The sequence below is a fragment of the Streptomyces ficellus genome, assembly GCF_030406405.1.
GTDB classification, from domain to species: domain Bacteria; phylum Actinomycetota; class Actinomycetes; order Streptomycetales; family Streptomycetaceae; genus Streptomyces; species Streptomyces ficellus_B.
Genome location: NZ_JAUEPL010000049.1, coordinates 22,364 through 37,921 on the forward strand (window position 1 = coordinate 22,364; position 15,558 = coordinate 37,921).

13 protein-coding genes are annotated in these 15,558 nt (G+C 72.8%); 8 read left to right on the forward strand and 5 right to left on the reverse strand.

Annotated features, from left to right (window positions below; translation table 11 throughout):
• Nucleotides 1-159: 159 nt before the first annotated feature.
• Together glnII and QWM81_RS25515 are read left to right on the forward strand one after the other, a co-directional pair.
• On the forward strand, nt 160-1,206 hold the full coding sequence (gene glnII / locus QWM81_RS25510; protein ID WP_290114697.1) for a glutamine synthetase: 1,047 nt from the start codon (nt 160-162) through the stop codon (nt 1,204-1,206).
• Nucleotides 1,207-1,312: 106 nt separating this feature from the next.
• On the forward strand, nt 1,313-2,221 hold the full coding sequence (locus QWM81_RS25515) for a DUF6891 domain-containing protein (protein ID WP_290114698.1): 909 nt from the start codon (nt 1,313-1,315) through the stop codon (nt 2,219-2,221).
• Between the two features lie 109 nt (nt 2,222-2,330).
• Here the strand turns inward: QWM81_RS25515 and QWM81_RS25520 are convergent, their stop codons facing one another.
• Nucleotides 2,331-3,779 carry a PepSY-associated TM helix domain-containing protein gene (locus QWM81_RS25520; RefSeq protein WP_290114699.1) on the reverse strand — a complete coding sequence of 483 codons (1,449 nt, stop codon included), beginning with the start codon at nt 3,777-3,779 and terminating at the stop codon, nt 2,331-2,333.
• Between the two features lie 55 nt (nt 3,780-3,834).
• A complete protein-coding gene (locus QWM81_RS25525) occupies nt 3,835-4,482 on the reverse strand; it encodes a hypothetical protein (protein WP_290114700.1) in 648 nt (215 codons plus the stop codon).
• A gap of 329 nt (nt 4,483-4,811) precedes the next feature.
• Between QWM81_RS25525 and QWM81_RS25530 the strand changes: the two genes are divergently transcribed.
• Complete coding sequence (locus tag QWM81_RS25530; RefSeq protein ID WP_290114701.1) at nt 4,812-6,326, forward strand: DUF1996 domain-containing protein; 1,515 nt, start codon at nt 4,812-4,814, stop codon at nt 6,324-6,326.
• Between the two features lie 149 nt (nt 6,327-6,475).
• On the opposite strand, the gene QWM81_RS25535 is transcribed toward QWM81_RS25530, so the two are convergent.
• Complete coding sequence (locus QWM81_RS25535) at nt 6,476-6,907, reverse strand: hypothetical protein (RefSeq protein WP_290114702.1); 432 nt, start codon at nt 6,905-6,907, stop codon at nt 6,476-6,478.
• Between the two features lie 133 nt (nt 6,908-7,040).
• On the opposite strand from QWM81_RS25535, the gene QWM81_RS25540 reads away from it, so the two are divergent.
• The 4 genes from QWM81_RS25540 (at nt 7,041) to QWM81_RS25555 (ending at nt 14,099) form a co-directional block, all read left to right on the forward strand.
• Entirely contained in the window at nt 7,041-10,121 is a 3,081-nt protein-coding gene (locus QWM81_RS25540; protein WP_290114703.1) for an alpha-N-acetylglucosaminidase, read from the forward strand.
• 21 nt (nt 10,122-10,142) lie between these two features.
• Nucleotides 10,143-12,080, forward strand: coding sequence for a hypothetical protein (locus QWM81_RS25545; RefSeq protein ID WP_290114717.1), 1,938 nt, complete (start codon nt 10,143-10,145; stop codon nt 12,078-12,080).
• Between the two features lie 78 nt (nt 12,081-12,158).
• On the forward strand, nt 12,159-13,043 hold the full coding sequence (locus tag QWM81_RS25550; RefSeq protein ID WP_290114704.1) for a metal-dependent hydrolase: 885 nt from the start codon (nt 12,159-12,161) through the stop codon (nt 13,041-13,043).
• A 3-nt stretch (nt 13,044-13,046) separates the two neighbouring features.
• Entirely contained in the window at nt 13,047-14,099 is a 1,053-nt protein-coding gene (locus tag QWM81_RS25555) for a PDR/VanB family oxidoreductase (protein WP_290114705.1), read from the forward strand.
• 20 nt (nt 14,100-14,119) lie between these two features.
• Here QWM81_RS25555 and QWM81_RS25560 read toward each other — a convergent pair whose 3' ends face one another.
• Nucleotides 14,120-14,413, reverse strand: a complete 294-nt coding sequence (locus QWM81_RS25560; protein ID WP_290114706.1) for a hypothetical protein — start codon at nt 14,411-14,413, stop codon at nt 14,120-14,122.
• Between the two features lie 64 nt (nt 14,414-14,477).
• Between QWM81_RS25560 and QWM81_RS25565 the strand changes: the two genes are divergently transcribed.
• Complete coding sequence (locus QWM81_RS25565) at nt 14,478-15,200, forward strand: TetR/AcrR family transcriptional regulator (RefSeq protein WP_290114707.1); 723 nt, start codon at nt 14,478-14,480, stop codon at nt 15,198-15,200.
• Here the strand turns inward: QWM81_RS25565 and QWM81_RS25570 are convergent.
• Nucleotides 15,185-15,532, reverse strand: a complete 348-nt coding sequence (locus QWM81_RS25570; RefSeq protein WP_290114708.1) for a 5-carboxymethyl-2-hydroxymuconate Delta-isomerase — start codon at nt 15,530-15,532, stop codon at nt 15,185-15,187. The two genes, QWM81_RS25565 and QWM81_RS25570, sit on opposite strands and share 16 nt — an antisense overlap.
• Nucleotides 15,533-15,558: the final 26 nt, after the last annotated feature.

Here is a 15,558-nt window from a genome sequence, read left to right on the forward strand (position 1 = left end):
CGACCGCGAGGGCCGCGCCGTCCACCTGCCTGCCCCCAGGGCCGGCAGGCCGCGACCGGCAGGTGGGCCGGACAGGAGTAACACGGGGTTCACACATGGGCAACGGCCGGGAAATCCCGTATTGCGAAGCTGCGCGGCAAAGCGCTGCACTTGTAGAGGATGAGGCCCCCCGTGACCACCATCAAGGCTGAGTACATCTGGATCGACGGCACCGAGCCGACCGCCAAGCTTCGCTCGAAGACGAAGATACTGACGGGCCCGGCCGCCGATGTCGCCGAGCTGCCCATCTGGGGCTTCGACGGGTCCAGCACCAACCAGGCCGAGGGCCACGCCTCCGACCGCGTACTGAAGCCGGTCTTCTCCTGCCCCGACCCGATCCGCGGCGGGGACCACATCCTGGTGATGTGCGAGGTCCTGAACACGGACATGACCCCGCACGAGTCCAACACGCGTGCCGCGCTGGCCGAGGTCGCGGAGAAGTTCGCCACGCAGGAGCCGATCTTCGGCATCGAGCAGGAGTACACCTTCTTCAAGGGCTCCCGCCCGCTCGGCTTCCCCGAGGGCGGCTTCCCGGCCGCGCAGGGCGGCTACTACTGCGGTGTCGGCTCGGACGAGATCTTCGGCCGTGACGTCGTCGAGGCGCACCTGGAGAACTGCCTCAAGGCGGGCCTGGGCATCTCCGGCATCAACGCCGAGGTCATGCCGGGCCAGTGGGAGTTCCAGGTCGGCCCGCTGGCGCCGCTGGAGGTCTCCGATCAGCTGTGGATCGCGCGCTGGCTGCTCTACCGCACCGCCGAGGACTTCGACATCTCCGCCACCCTCGACCCGAAGCCGGTCAAGGGCGACTGGAACGGCGCAGGCGCGCACACCAACTTCTCCACCAAGGCGATGCGCGAGGGGTACGACGCGATCATCACCGCGTGCGAGGCGCTGGGCGAGGGCTCCAAGCCGATGGACCACGTCAAGAACTACGGCGCGGGCATCGACGACCGCCTGACCGGCCTGCACGAGACCGCCCCGTGGAACGAGTACAGCTACGGCGTCTCCGACCGCGGCGCCTCGGTCCGCATCCCGTGGCAGGTCGAGAAGGACGGCAAGGGCTACATCGAGGACCGCCGCCCGAACGCCAACGTCGACCCGTACACGGTGACCCGCCTGCTGGTGGACACCTGCTGCTCGGCCCTGGAGAAGGCCGGCCAGGTCTGATCCGCCACACCCTCGTACGCCGGAGGGCGCCCACCGTTCGCGGTGGGCGCCCTTCGGCGTGGTGACTGTCGCGGTCACTGTCAGTGGCGTCTGTCAGAGTGGCCTCATGCTCGCGATCAGGGTGGAGACGGAGAACTGGCAGGAGTACGCCCGCGTTTCGGCGGAGCGGCTGGAGGACCTCGTGCGGCGCATCGGCGCGGACGGGGACCGCTTCCTGGTGGTCCAGCGGATACCGGACGTGCCGGACGTCTTCATCCAGGTGTGGCACGCGGACGGGGGCGGCTACCAGTTGGAGCACCGGGACGGGGCGCCGGAGCGGCACTTCGTGGTGGAGCTGCCCGACGCGGGGCAGGTCGCCGGTGTCATGGTGCGGTGGGCCCGGCAGGAGCACGGCTGGGACGGCGGACTGGACTGGCGGGGCGACGTGCTGCCGTTGCCCGATCCGGTGCCGGAGCTCGACGCGCGGGTACGGGAAGAGGTCGAGGAGCACGTGCGCGAGCTGATCGTGTGCGGGTACGACAACCGGGCGCGGCTCGCCGAGGCCGCGGAGGAGTGGCTGGTCAGCGGGGACGACCGGCCGGTGTCGCCGGCGCAGGCCAGGCAGCTCGTGGACCGGCTCTGGCTGGAGCGGCTGGGGGCGCAGGCCGGCTGGCAGGGGACGACGGACCCGGAGCGGATATCGCGGGCCTTCGCCGCGCTCGAAGGGCGTGGGATCGTCGCCCGGGAGAACTTCACCTGCTGCCGCGCCTGCGGGCTGTCGGAGATAGCCGGGGAAGGGGACGAGGGCTCGCGCGGCTTCGTCTTCTTCCACTCGCAGTGCACCGAGGGCGCGGCGGCGGGGCATGGGCTGTATCTGCTGTACGGGGGGTTCGACGGCTCCGCCGCGACGACGGCCGCCGTGGGGCGTGAGGTCGTCGCGGCGCTCGGCGAGGAGGGGTTGACGGTGCGATGGGACGGTTCGCCGGATCAGGCGATCATCGTGACCGGGCTGGACTGGCGCAAGCGGCTTCCGTAAGCGCCGGGGGGCGTGCCTGCGCCGGCGTCCATGTCGCCCGGCTGCGGCGGGAGCTGGGCGCCGAGCCCCGCCGCACGATCGGGACCGTGCGGCGGGTCGGCGACAGGCCCTAGGCGGCGCTCCGGGTCCGTGCCCGTGCCCGCGCCCGGGCCAGCAGGCCGAGGGCGATGTCCACCACCAGGAACGCCAGCAGGCTGATGCCGAGCATCGGCACGAACCAGCCCACCAGCGCCGTCGCGGCGGCCAGCGGGAGGAGCAGCGTGACCGGCACCTTGCGCCAGGCACCGCGCGGCATGGGCCGGCCGGCGCTCAGTCGGCGGTCCTTCGTGGGCCTGCGCAGCCACCACATCCGGTAGCCCCAGACGATGAGGAGGATCACGGCGACCATGAGCGCGGCGAGCAGGAGCTGATTGGCGAGCCCGAAGAGGACGCCCATGTGGGCGTCGATACCGAAGCGGGTGAGCTTGGCGAGTACGGGGTGGTCCGCGAACCGGAGTTCGTCGATGACCGTGCCGTCGGCCGGGTCGACCGCCACCGAGTCCAGATGGACCGGGAACTGGGTGTCCGTCTCCTTGACCACGTATCCGTTGCCCTCGGCGGGGAGGGTCACGGCGATCTTCCCGGTCACACCGGCGGTACGGGCGGCTTCGACCGCCTTGTCGATGCCGACGTCCGGGCCCTTGGGCGCGGGGCTGGTGTGGTGGGCCGTGCCGTGGCCCTCGTGCCCGGTGCCGCCGTCGGCGGCCGCCCCGTCGAGGGTGGCGGAGACGGTGGGCGTGGCGCCGCCGAGCTGTGCCCTGACGGCGTCGATGTGCTCGCCCGCGTACCGGGACCAGGTCAGGCCGGTGGCGGAGAGGAGCACGAGCCCGACCGCCGCCCACAGGCCGACCGCGCCGTGCCAGGACAGGGTGCGGCGGCGCGACCTGGGGCCGCGCGCGGGGAGGAACAGCTCTCGCCTCGTCGTGCGCTTGCGGCCGATCCACAGTGCCAGGCCGCCGAGGGCGACCACCCACAGCCAGCTGGCGGCCATCTCGCTGTAGTTGCGGCCGAGGTCGCCGAGGTGCAGGTCGCGGTGGAGTTCGTCCAGCCAGGTCCGCAGCGGGAGGGCGCCCGAACTGCCGTAGCTGGGCAGGTCGCCCCGTACCTCCGCCGTGTACGGGTCGACGAAGACGGCGAGGGATTCACCCTCCTCGACCTCGGGGCTGCTCATCAGTACACGGGTGGTGGCGCCGTCCTCCGAGGAGGGCCAGACGGCGGTCACGGTGCCGTCCGGGTGGGCCGCACGGGCGGCGTCGACCTGCTCGGAGAGCGGGAGGACCCGGTCCCCGGCCGGGACCTGGAGCTCATGACGGTAGAGGACCTTCTCGGCCTGGAAGGACAGGGCGTACAGCAGTCCGCTGATCGCGGCGACGAGGAGGAGCGGGGCTATCAGCAGGCCCGCGTAGAAGTGGACGCGCAGGACGAGGGGGCGCAGCGCGCCCCAGGTCGATCCGGGTCCGGGGGTGGTGGGGGCGGCTTCGACGGGTGGTTCGGCCGTCGTACGGTCGTCAATGGCCATGACTGTCCTAGGAGTCGGCGTGTCTGCGTGTCTGCAGGGGGAAGCGGCCCCCAGGTCAGACGTGCGTGGCTCCGGGGACCGTGGCGCGGGAGAGGGCGGGCGCGGGCGGGCCGCGCCGCGAGAGGGTGTGCGCGAGGACCACGCCGGGGTCGCGGCGGGGCGTACGGGGCCGGGGTCGCGGGGGGCGCGGGGCGTCGGGCAGGCGTACGGCGCCGAGCAGCGGCCGCAGCGGGGTGAACGCGAGGGCGCCGATGGCGCGGGCGAGACGGAAGAACGCGGCCTCGCCACGGGCCAGCCACAGGGCGCAGACGGCGGCGGCGAGCAGGTGGACGGCGAGCATTCCGGCGGAGGCGCCGCCGACGAGCCCCGTGAGGAGGTCGGTCAAGCCGCCGGGTCCGGCCGGTACGCCGGGCATGGTGGCCCCGTGGGCCATGCCGGCCATCGCGTCCGGCGCCATGCCCGGCGTCATCGCGCCCGGTGCCGCGCCGGCGGTCATGTCCGGTGCCGTGGCGGCCGTGGCGGCCCCGTGCCCTAGGTGTCCGCCGCCGCCCATGAACGTCACGTGCAGCACACCCTGCACGGTGAGAAGTCCCGTACCGATGAAGGCGGACCCTCGGCGGCGGCCCGCCGCCAGCCAGGCGAGGCCGCCCGTGACGCCGAACGCGACGAGCAGCGAGGCGGGCGGAACGCCGTGCGCAGACATGGACGAATGCCCCATCGCCGCCAATGTCACGCACACCGCCGCGAAAAGTGCGGCTCGCAGCGCTCGCATCGGCGACCGGGCATCCGTCATGGTCCGCACATGCTGCCATCCCGGCGGCGGGGACGGGAGACCGGCCGTCGCCGGGCGGTTCTTCTGGCAGCCGGACCCGGCGGCTCGACCCCGGACCCGGCGGCTCGGCTCCGGGCGAGGAGTAGGGGTTCGCCCCCTTTGCGGACGTAGCTTTCTACGAAAACGGGGGCGCGCTGAACGGTCCCCGAATCGTGCCCGTATGGAACGGAGCGGTTCCCCCCGCCCAGGATTGGAGTTCCATGCGACGCACAAGAAAACGCTCGACGCTGGCCAACCGGGCGATCGCCGCCTCGGCTGCCCTGGTACTGGGCGGCGGCGGGTTGATTGCGGCCAACGTCTACGCTTCCGCCGGCGAGGGCTGGCACGGACCACCCCCGGAGCAGCGGCAGGAGCAGAACCCCTTCAATGCCGGGCAGCAGATGTCGACCATCGACTGTCCCGAAGTCGCCAACGGTCTTCCCGATGTGCCCGACCAGGCGCGCGCCGAAGTGGACCGGGAACTGGCGAAGATGGACACCCAGATCACCGAGGCCTACCAGCGGTTCGCCGAACAGCGGGAACAGATCGCACGGGACTCCTCCTTTGCCCAGAATGCCATTCTGAATCCGCTCAAGGACAAACGGGTCGCCGCCATTGAACGGATCGCGATCGCCATCGACCGGATCGCTCAGCGTCCGAGCGGACTGGAAAGCCTCGCACCGTGCACGCTCCGCGCGGACGGCACCAACCAGACGAACGACCAGAACGGCAATGGTCCCGGTGACTTCGGCCAGAACCAGGGACAGGACCAGAACCAGGATCAAGGCCAGGGCCAGGATCAAGGCCAGGGGCAGGGACAAGGTCAGGGGCAGGGCCAAGGTCAGGCCGGGAACGGGCCCGTGGCCGCCGACTTCGTCGACATCCAGAGCGTCCAGCCCAACGTCCGCAACCCGCGCAAGCTGCGCGGCGCCTCAAAGGGCACGTTCACCACCGATTGCGGGCGTAACGAGAACGGCAAGTTCAACCCGGACAACGTCATCGTCGCGCCCGGCGTGAGCAATGGCGCCCACCATATGCACGACTATGTCGGCAACCAGGCCAATGACGCCTTCGCCAGTGATGACGATCTCGCCAATGGGCAGACCACCTGCCGGAACCAAGGTGACAAGTCGACCTATTACTGGCCCGTTCTGCGCGTGCAGAACGGCCAGAACGAGAACGACGCCAACGCCGACGGCGGCGGAAAGGACCAGAACGTCGGAGAGATCCTGACCCCGTCCCAGGTCACGCTGAATTTCGTCGGCAGCCCGGTGTCCAAGGTCACGGCCATGCCGAAGTTCCTCCGGATCATCACCGGCGACGCCAAGGCTTTCACCAACGGTGACGCGAACGCCAACGCGTCCTGGAGCTGCACCGGGTTCGAGGACCGGCAGCTGAAGGACAAATACCCGGTCTGTCCCGAGGGCAGCGATGTCGTACGGACCTTCAAGTTCCAGAGCTGCTGGGACGGCCAGAACACCGACAGCGCCAATCACCGTACGCATGTCGCCTTCGCCGACGAGAACGGCCGCTGCCCCAGTGGCTTCCGGGCCATCCCGCAGCTCGTCCAGCGCATCGTCTACGACGTCCCGCAGGGGACCGTCTTCGCCGTGGACTCCTTCCCCGAGCAGCTCCACAAGCCGATCACCGACCACGGAGACTTCATCAACGTCTTCAACAACGGGCTGATGCGGCAGGTGGTGGGCTGCATCAACGAAGGGCGCCGGTGCGCCTGACGCCGGACGGGACCTCCCCGGCCCGAGGTCCCCGGCCCGAGGTCCCCGGCCTGAGGTCCCCGGCCTGAGGTCCTCCGCCCGACCGGGCGCCTGATCACCCCCACCTGATCAGGCGCCCCTTCCCCCCACACCCCCAGTGACCTGCGCGGTCAGCTCCCGTGGTGCCCCGAGTGGCCGTCCTCGCTCCCCCCACTGCCACCACTACTCCCCGAGTGGTGCGGCGAGGCGGTCTCCACCGCACCACCGAGCCGGCCGCGCAGTGCTGTGACCACCTTCTCGTCGCCGACCGCCACCCATTTGCGGCCGACCAGGTACGTGCCGCCGTAGTCGTTGGCCTCGTTGATCCACTCGCGCTGGCCGCGGTCGGTGGCGAACGTGGCCAGCACGTACGCGCCGTCCTCCGTCTCGCAGTTGGCCTGGCGGAGTTCCTCCGCGTTCGTCTGGATGTTCGGCTCGCAGTCCACCTTCGCCGCCAGCTGCTCCAGGGTGCCCGTGGCCGTCCTGGGTGCCGCGTCGGGTTCGGCCCCGCCCGCGTCGCACGCCGCGAGAGGCAGGGCCAGGGCCGTCAGGGCGGCTGCCATCAATGCCACACGAGTTCGTTCCGTACGCATCCGGCCATCGTGCCGGTCCGCACCCCCGTTCCGGGGGCGAACGCCGGGTAACGTGCGACACGTACGCACCTGATGTTCCGTCAGCATCGTGGAGGAGCGCGCCGTGACCGACGTGTCGAGACGAACGCTGCTGAGTGCCGCCGGAGCGGTCGGCGTGGGCGCCACCCTCGCGGCAGGGGGACGCTGCGCCGCGCACGCGAAGGAGTCACCCATGGCCCCGGCCCGCGCCGCCCTCGAACGGCTCCTGCCCGGCCACGCGGACCAGTTCACGCTGCACCATGTGGCCACGGGCCCCGAGCGCTTCCGTGTCACCGGCTCCACCGGCCGTATCGAGGTGGCCGGCACCAGTCCCGCCACCACGCTCACCGGCGTCCACTGGTACCTGAAGTACGTGTGCCGGGCGCACATCTCGTGGTCCGGCACCCAGCTGGACCTGCCGAGGCGGCTCCCGGCGCCGCGGGAGCCGCTCGCCCGTGACGCCACCGTCCCGCACCGGTTCGCGTTCAACGACACGCACGACGGCTACACCGCCCCGTACGCCGACTGGTCCCGCTGGGAGCGGCTGATCGACGTCCTCGCGCTGCACGGCTGCAACGAGGTCCTCGTCACCGCCGGCCAGGAGGCCGTCTACCACCGCCTCCTGAAGGACTTCGGTTACTCCGACGCCGAGGCCCGCGCCTGGCTGCCGGCGCCCTCCCACCAGCCCTGGTGGCTGCTGCAGAACATGAGCGCGTACGGCGGGCCGCTCAGCCCCGAACTGATCGCGCGCCGCGCCGCCCTCGGCCGCCGGATCGCCGACCGGATGCGCGAGCTGGGCATGGCGCCCGTCCTGCCCGGCTACTTCGGGACCGTCCCCGACGGCTTCGCCGACCGCAACCCCGGCGCCCGCACCGTCCCGCAGGGCGTCTGGGCGGGCCTGAGGCGCCCGGACTGGCTCGACCCGCGCACGGAGGCGTTCTCGCGCGTGGCGGCCGCCTTCTACCGCCACCAGGCCGACCTGTCCGGCGACGTACGGCACTTCAAGATGGACCTGCTGCACGAGGGCGGCTCGGCGGGCGACGTGCCGGTCCCCGAGGCGGCCCGCGCCGTCGAGGCCGCCCTCCACGCCGCCCGCCCCGGCGCCACCTGGGTCATCCTGGGCTGGCAGGCCAACCCGCGCCGCGACCTGCTCGACGCCCTCGACAAGAGCCGGGTTCTCGTGGTGGACGGGCTGTCGGACCTGGAGACCGTCACCGACCGCGAGAAGGACTGGGGCGGCGCCCCCTACGCCTTCGGCACCATCCCCAACTTCGGCGGCCGCACCACCATCGGCGCCAAGACCCATATGTGGACCGACCGGTTCACGGCCTGGCGCGACAAACCCGGCTCCGCCCTCGCCGGGACCGCGTACATGCCGGAGGCCGCCGAGCGCGACCCGGCCGCCCTGGAGCTGTTCTCCGAGCTGGCCTGGCGCGCCGAGCCGGTGGACCGCAGGCGCTGGTTCGAGGAGTACGCCGACCTGCGCTACGGCGGCCGGGACGCACGCGCGCGTGAGGCGTTCGCGGTCCTGCGGGACACCGCGTACCACATCACCAGCCGCGACGGCCGCCCCCACGACTCGATCTTCGCCGCCCGGCCGAGCCTCGCCGCCAACTCCGGCGCCTACTACGCCACCCACTCCCCCGCCTTCGACCCGGCCGACTTCGACAAGGCGTTCGCCGCCCTGCTCGGCGTACGGGAGCCACTGCGCCGCTCCGACGCGTACCGCTACGACCTGACCGACCTCGGCCGCCAGGTGCTCGCCAATCGCTCCTGGCAACTGATCGGACAGCTGAAAGCGGCGTTCACACGCGAAGACGTGGACACCTTCCGTGCCCTGGCCCGGCTGTGGCTGAAGCTGATGCGGCTCAGTGACGACATGACCGGTTCACACCACGCCTTCCTCCTGGGGCCCTGGCTCGCGGACGCGCGCCGGGAGGGCCTGGAGCGCACCGCCCGCGTCCTCATCACCACCTGGGCCGACCGCCCCACCGCCGACGCCGGGCGCCTGGCCAACTACGCCAACCGCGACTGGTCCGGCCTGATCGCGGACTTCCACCTGCCCCACTGGCAGGCCTACCTCGACGAGCTGGAGGACGCCCTCGCCGAGGGCAGGAGCCCGAGGACGTTCGACTGGTACGCGATCGAGGAGCCCTGGACGTACGAGACGAAGGCCTATCCCCTCCGTCCGCTCCACGACCCGTACCGGACGGCGCTGAAGGTGCGTGACGTCCTCGCCCGCGCCCCCTACCAAGGGACCGTCAGCGTCGCCGGCACGCCCGCCGCCTTCCCGCCGGGCGGCGAGGGCGAGGTCACCGCCACTTTCCGCAACGTCAACGGTCTGCGCGCCACCGGACCTGTCGGCTTCACGCTCATGGGCTTCGGGGACCAGCCGCCGCTGAGGCTCCCCTCCGTCCCGGCGGCCGGCACCGGCACCGTCTCCTGGGGGGTCACCGCCCCCGCCGGCCCGCTCGCCGCCCCCCTCGAACCCCTCCCCTACCGGCTGCGCACCACCTACGGCCCCCGGGGTGAGCCCCCGGTCACCACGGTCCAGGAGGGCAGCCTGTACGTCGCCGGGCCGCTGGACGACGCATGGCGTACGTACACCAACAACGGGGCCGTGTTCGGGCAGCTGCGGGACCGGTACGCCATCAACGGCGGCGGCCACGACCTGTGGAAGGCCATCGCCGAGTTCGGCGCCCTCTACCGGGAGGGGGTTTTCGCGGACGGCGTCACCCTGACCGTACGGGTGGACTCCCAGGAGGCGACCGACCCCTGGGCGCGCGCCGGGATCGTCGTACGCAACGCCCTGGACACCCCGGGAGCGCCCGGCTTCCTCAACCTCGCGGTGACCCCGGTCAACGGTGTGGTCCTGTCGTACGACACGAACGGCGACGGCACCCTCGACACCTACCGGCGGATCACCGGCGCCCCCTACAAGGCGCCCGTTTGGCTGCGGCTGTCCCGCGCGGGGGAGGCGTTCACCGGATCGTGCTCGACGGACGGCGGCACGACGTGGCGTGCGGTCGCCACCGTACGCGTGCCCGGTGCGGCGGCCGCCCAGGACGCCGGACTCTTCATGACGGCGAGGAACGGGGGCAGCGGGGCGCACGGGACGGTGGCGTTCAGCGGGGTGACGGGCTGGGGCGCGGCCGCCGCCAGGTGACCATCGCCGTATTCGCTCGTTCTGCTGAATGTGAGCACCCAGGAACTCGCCACCCCTTCCCCCGTCGATGTCGACCAGGCCGAGGCGGCCCTCGTCGAGCACTACCCACGGCTCGTGCGCATCGCCTATCTGGTGCTGCCGCCCGCCCTCGGCCGCAACCGCCGTGTGCTGACCGCGCACGCGCTCGTGCAGCGCTCGCTGCCGCGCCGCCGCGCCTCGGCCGAGGACGGCGGGATGCCGGGGCAGCGGCGGCCCGAGGACGCGGTCGACCCGGGGTACGCGTATGTGCGCGGGCGGGTGCTGTGCCAGGCGCTGGAGGCGGGCCTGCCGCTGCGGCGCAGGGCCTGGCCGAAGCGGGCGCAGTTGCCGCCGCTGCTGCCCCAGGTGTGGGGACTGCGGCTGTTCCCGCGCTCGGGCGGCGCCGACGAACTGGCCCTTGACCAGCGGCTGTCCGCGCTGTCCGGGCCCGCGCGTGCCGCGTATGTGCTGCGCGGCCTGGAGCGCCAGGGCGACGCCGAGGTGCGGCGGGTGCTGGCGGCGGCCGGGGTCGAGGACCCCAGGGCCGCGCTGGCGGAGGCGGACGGCGTGGCGGCGCCGGGGGAGGTCAGCGCGGCGGGGCTGCTGGAGTCGCCCGAGTTCGACCCGTGTTCGCTCCAGGCCCGCCCCACGGACCTGATGCGGCGGCGCCAGCACGGCAGGGCGGCACTGGCGGCGCTGGCCGCCGCCGTGGTGTGCGGGACGCTGCTCGGGATGCCGGGTGACGGCTGGGGCCCCGACGGGGCGGCCGCCCCGGTGTACGCGCGCAACCCGGTCGCCGAAGCGGCGCTGGACCCGGCCAATCTGCGGCGGGTGGCCCCGGCCGCCTGGCAGCGCTCGGCCCGTACGGACTTCTCGGTGTGGCCCGCGCGCGGCGGCCTGGTGGAGGACCGGGCGCTGCTGCGGCGGGCGCTGGCCGTGTGGGCGCGGCCGGGGGCCACGGTGCAGGCCTCGGCGACGCCCGGTACGCCGCCGGGGCCGCCGATGGGCCCGCCGCAGTTGCTGTTCGCCGGCGAGGTGGACGGGGCGCGGGTGGTGCTGTTCCACGACGGTCTGCGGGCGGTGCGGTACGCGGAGCCGAAGGACGGCACGGAGGGGGCGGCGCTGGACTTCGCGCGGACGGACGGCGCGGACACGGCGTCGGCGGCCGCCCTGGTGGTGGGGCGTACGCACGCCAATGTGCGCTATCTGACGGCGCCCTGGGTACGGGGGGTGTCGGTGCGCGACCTGCTGGTGCCGTCCGGCGCGGCCCGTCCGGTGGAGCGGGACGCGTACGGCGTCACAAGTCCGCTGCTCAGCCCGGTGGCGCCGAGCCAGTGCCGCTCGTGGGACGTCCTGGAGGTGCGCGACGGGGTGACGACCCGCACGCTGACCGATCTCGGGGAGCTGGCCCCGGCCCGGCTGACGTCCGGCCCGCCGTCGGCGCCGGTCGACGTGTCGGGTGAGCGGGCGCGTGCGGAGTGGGCGCGGACGGCCTGTCTGCTGCCCATGGTGCGCGCGAAGGGCGTCCGGTCGGTGAACTCCTGGCAGTTCGGCCGGCAGGAGCTGCCCGGCGCGGGCGGCAGCGCCGCGTGGCTGTGCACGCGCGCGGAGACCTGGCGCGGGACGGGCGGCAGTGTGCTGGCGCAGTTCCAGACGCCGTCCGCGCGGGTCGGCTCGGTCGCGGCGAAGGCGGACGGCTCGCCGGCGTGCGGGGCGCGCGAACCGCGCGTACTGGCCGGTGTGCTGTGGCGGTCGCCGGCCGGGCAGTGGTACATGCTGGCGGCCGGCAGCCCGCAGGTGACGTCGGTCGCGGCGTCGGGCGGGGTGACGGGCGGCGAGGAGGGCCGGTTCCTGGCGGTGAAGGTGGCGGGCAAGCCGTCGAAGCCGGTGGAGCTGAGCGGTCGGCTGCAGGACGGCACGAACATCACCCCGCTGCGCTAGGGGCGCGCTGCTGACTCTTCCGTAAACAACGGGTGCACGACCCTGTCGCCCTGACGTACTCATCAGTACATTGACGCCATGTCTAACAGGCGGCCGGCACGTACAGCGTCGGAGCGGATCGAGCTGAAGGCCCGGAAGGTCTCCTTCGACTGGGAGGAGACCCCGCTCCACTGGGTTCCCGGCGACCCGTTCACCAGCCACACCATCAATGTCCTGCACCTGCTTCTCCCCGCGGGCGAGCGGTGGTTCGTCCACGTCTACCGGCAGGTGCTGCCGTACATCCGTGACGACCGGCTGCGCGAGGACGTCATCGGGTTCATCGGTCAGGAGGCGATGCACTCCCAGGCCCACGACGACGTACTGCCGCACCTGAGGAAGCTCGGGCTGGACCCGACCCCGTACACCGCGCAGGTCGACTGGCTCTTCGAGAAGCTGCTCGGCGACCGGACGCTGCCGCCCGGCCGGGCCCGGCGGTGGTGGCTGATGGAGCGGGTCGCGCTCATCGCGGCGATCGAGCACTACACAGCGTTCCTGGGCGACTGGGTGCTCAACGCCGAGGAGCTGGACCGGCGGGGCGCCGACCCGGTGATGCTGGACCTGCTGCGCTGGCACGGCGCGGAGGAGGTCGAGCACCGCGCGGTCGCCTTCGAGCTGTTCATGCACGTCGACGGCGGCTACCGGCGGCGCGTACGGACCTGGGCGACGGCGTTCTCGGCGCTGGTCTTCCTCTGGCAGCGGGGCGCCCGGTTCTTCATGGAGAACGACCCGACGCTGCCGAACGGCAAGGCGTCGGTCAGGGACTTCGTCCACCGCGGCCGGCACGGGGTGCTGCCGTCCACGCCCGACATGCTGCGGTCCGTCCCCCGCTACCTGAGCCGCGGCTACCACCCCTCGCAGGAGGGCAGTACGGCCCAGGCGGTCGCCTATCTCGCCTCGTCCCCGGCCGCCAACGGAGGTCACTGAGCCATGCCGCCCCGTCTGCGTACCGTCGTCGCCGTCGCCGGAGCGGCCCTGCTCGTCAAGCGGGCCGCCCGGCGCCGCATCCAGGCCGCTCCCCTCTGGCCGCTGCCCGCCCTGGAGGAGCCGATATCGGGCCGGGGCACCCGCTCGTCGACCACCCGCCGCCGCGTGTTCGTGACCGAGCGGTCCACGCCCGCCGAGGGGGTCGTCCAACTCCGCCTGGAGGGCACGGGGCTGCCGCCCTGGGAGCCGGGCGCGCATGTGGACCTGGTCCTGCCGTCGGGCTTGGTGCGGCAGTTCTCGCTGTGCGGCGACCCGGCCGACACCGGCACCTACACCATCGCCACCCGGCTCATCGAGGACGGGCGGGGCGGCTCGCGGGAGGTGCACGAGCAGGTGCACGAGGGCACGGAGGTGGAGATCCGGGGGCCGCGCAACCGTTTCCCGCTCGTCGCGTCGCCCGCGTACGTCTTCGTCGCGGGCGGCATCGGGATCACGCCCTTGCTGCCGATGGTGCGCGCCGCGCACGCGGCGGGGGCGGACTGGAAGCTGCTGTACTGCGGGCGCAGCCGGGCGACGATGCCGTTCCTGGACGAGGTGGAGAAGCTGGGGAACGTGAGCGTCGTGGCCGAGGACGAGGCGGGGCTGCCGGACCTCGCCTTCCTGGCGGAGCTGCCGACGGAGGCCGAGGTCTACTGCTGCGGCCCGGACGGCCTGATGGAGGCGGTGGCGGCCCGGCTGCCGGAGGGACGGACACCGCGGCTGGAACGGTTCACCCCGGCCGCCTCCGCTCCGGGCGGCGCCTTCGAGGTCGAACTGCGGCGGTCGGGGCGGACGGTGGCGGTCGCACCGGGTCAGTCGGTGCTGGCCGCCGTACGGGCGGAGGTGCCGCATGTGTCGTACTCGTGCGAGCAGGGCTTCTGCGGTACGTGCCAACGGCGCGTCCTGGAGGGCGAGATCGACCACCGGGACGAGTTGCTGACGGACGGCGAACGGCACGACACGATGCTGATCTGCGTCTCGCGCTGCCGCGGCGAGCGGCTGGTGCTCGACCTGTGATGCCCGTGGTGAGGCTGGGGTTACGGCAGCAGCAGCCAGTCGGCGGCCAGGGCGGCGAGGAGGCCCGCGCCCAGGAGCCAGGTGCCCAGGCGGGTACGGCCGTTGCGGCTGAGTTCGATCACGACTCCGCACAGGATCATGGCCAGCCCGTACACGCCGACCACCAGGACGGAGGTGCGGCTCGCCAGCCGCAGCACCAGGACGACCGCCATCGCCACCAGCAGGACGGACGCCGCGGCGATCCGCAGGCGCCGCGCCTGGCGCGGGGTGAGTCCGGTGCGCGGTACCGGGGTTTCGGGGTCGGAGACGCTCATGGTCCGGCAGCGTAACGGAAGCTGTAACGGCCACCGTTCGAAGGGCGGCGGTTAGGCTGGTCGCATGACGACCGGGGTGCGGCGCAGAATGGGCGTCGAGGAACGCAGGCAGCAGCTGATCGGCGTGGCGCTGGAGCTGTTCGGCCACCGCTCCCCCGACGAGGTGTCGATCGACGAGATCGCCGCCGCCGCGGGCATCTCGCGACCGCTCGTCTACCACTACTTCCCCGGCAAGCAGAGCCTGTACGAGGCGGCGCTGCGGCGTGCGGCGGACGAGCTGGCGGCCCGGTTCGCGGAGCCGCGCCAGGGGCCGCTGGGGGCACGGCTGCTGCGGGTGATGGGGCGGTTCTTCGACTTCGTGGAGGAGCACGGGCCGGGGTTCGAGGCCCTGATGCGCGGCGGACCGGCCGTGGGGTCCTCCACCACGCACGCGATGATCGACGAGGTGCGGCAGGCGGCGTACGTGCAGATCCTCGCCCACCTCGGCGTCACCGACCCGCCCGCCCGGCTCGAACTGGTCGTCCGCTCCTGGGTGTCGCTCGCCGAGTCCACCGCGCTGATCTGGCTGGACGGGCGCCGGATTCCGCGCGCGGAGCTGGAGTCGCAGTTGGTGCACGACTTCGCGGCGCTGGCGGCGGTGAGCGCCGCGTACGACGACGAGATGGCGGGGCTGCTGCTGCGCATCCTGAGCGACGAGCCGGTCGACGGGCCCTTCGGCGACCTGGCCGGCCGGCTCGGGGCGCTGCTGGCGAGGGTGCCGGCCGTGCCCGCTCAGCCGGTGCGGTAGGAGGAGTCGAGGTCGCGTACCTCGGCGGAGATGTGCACGGCGGGGCCGGGCTTGAGGAAGTCCCCCACGAGCGCGACGACGGCCTGAGTGAGCCGTGCCTTGACCTCCTCGCCGCGCCCGGCCAGCATCGCGATGCCGACGTGGATGATCGCGTCGTCGGCCGCCTCGCCGTCGCCGATCACGGCGTCCTCGACCCGGCGGGTGCGGGTCTTGCAGGCCTCCAGGCGGGTGCCGACCGTCTCGACGACCACCGGGTGCAGGGCCAGCGCGAAGCCGCGCCGGTCGAAGGCGCCGTCCAGGGAGGCGGAGTAGTCGACGGTGATCTGCGGCATGGGGAGCGCTCCTGGTGGTATGGGTG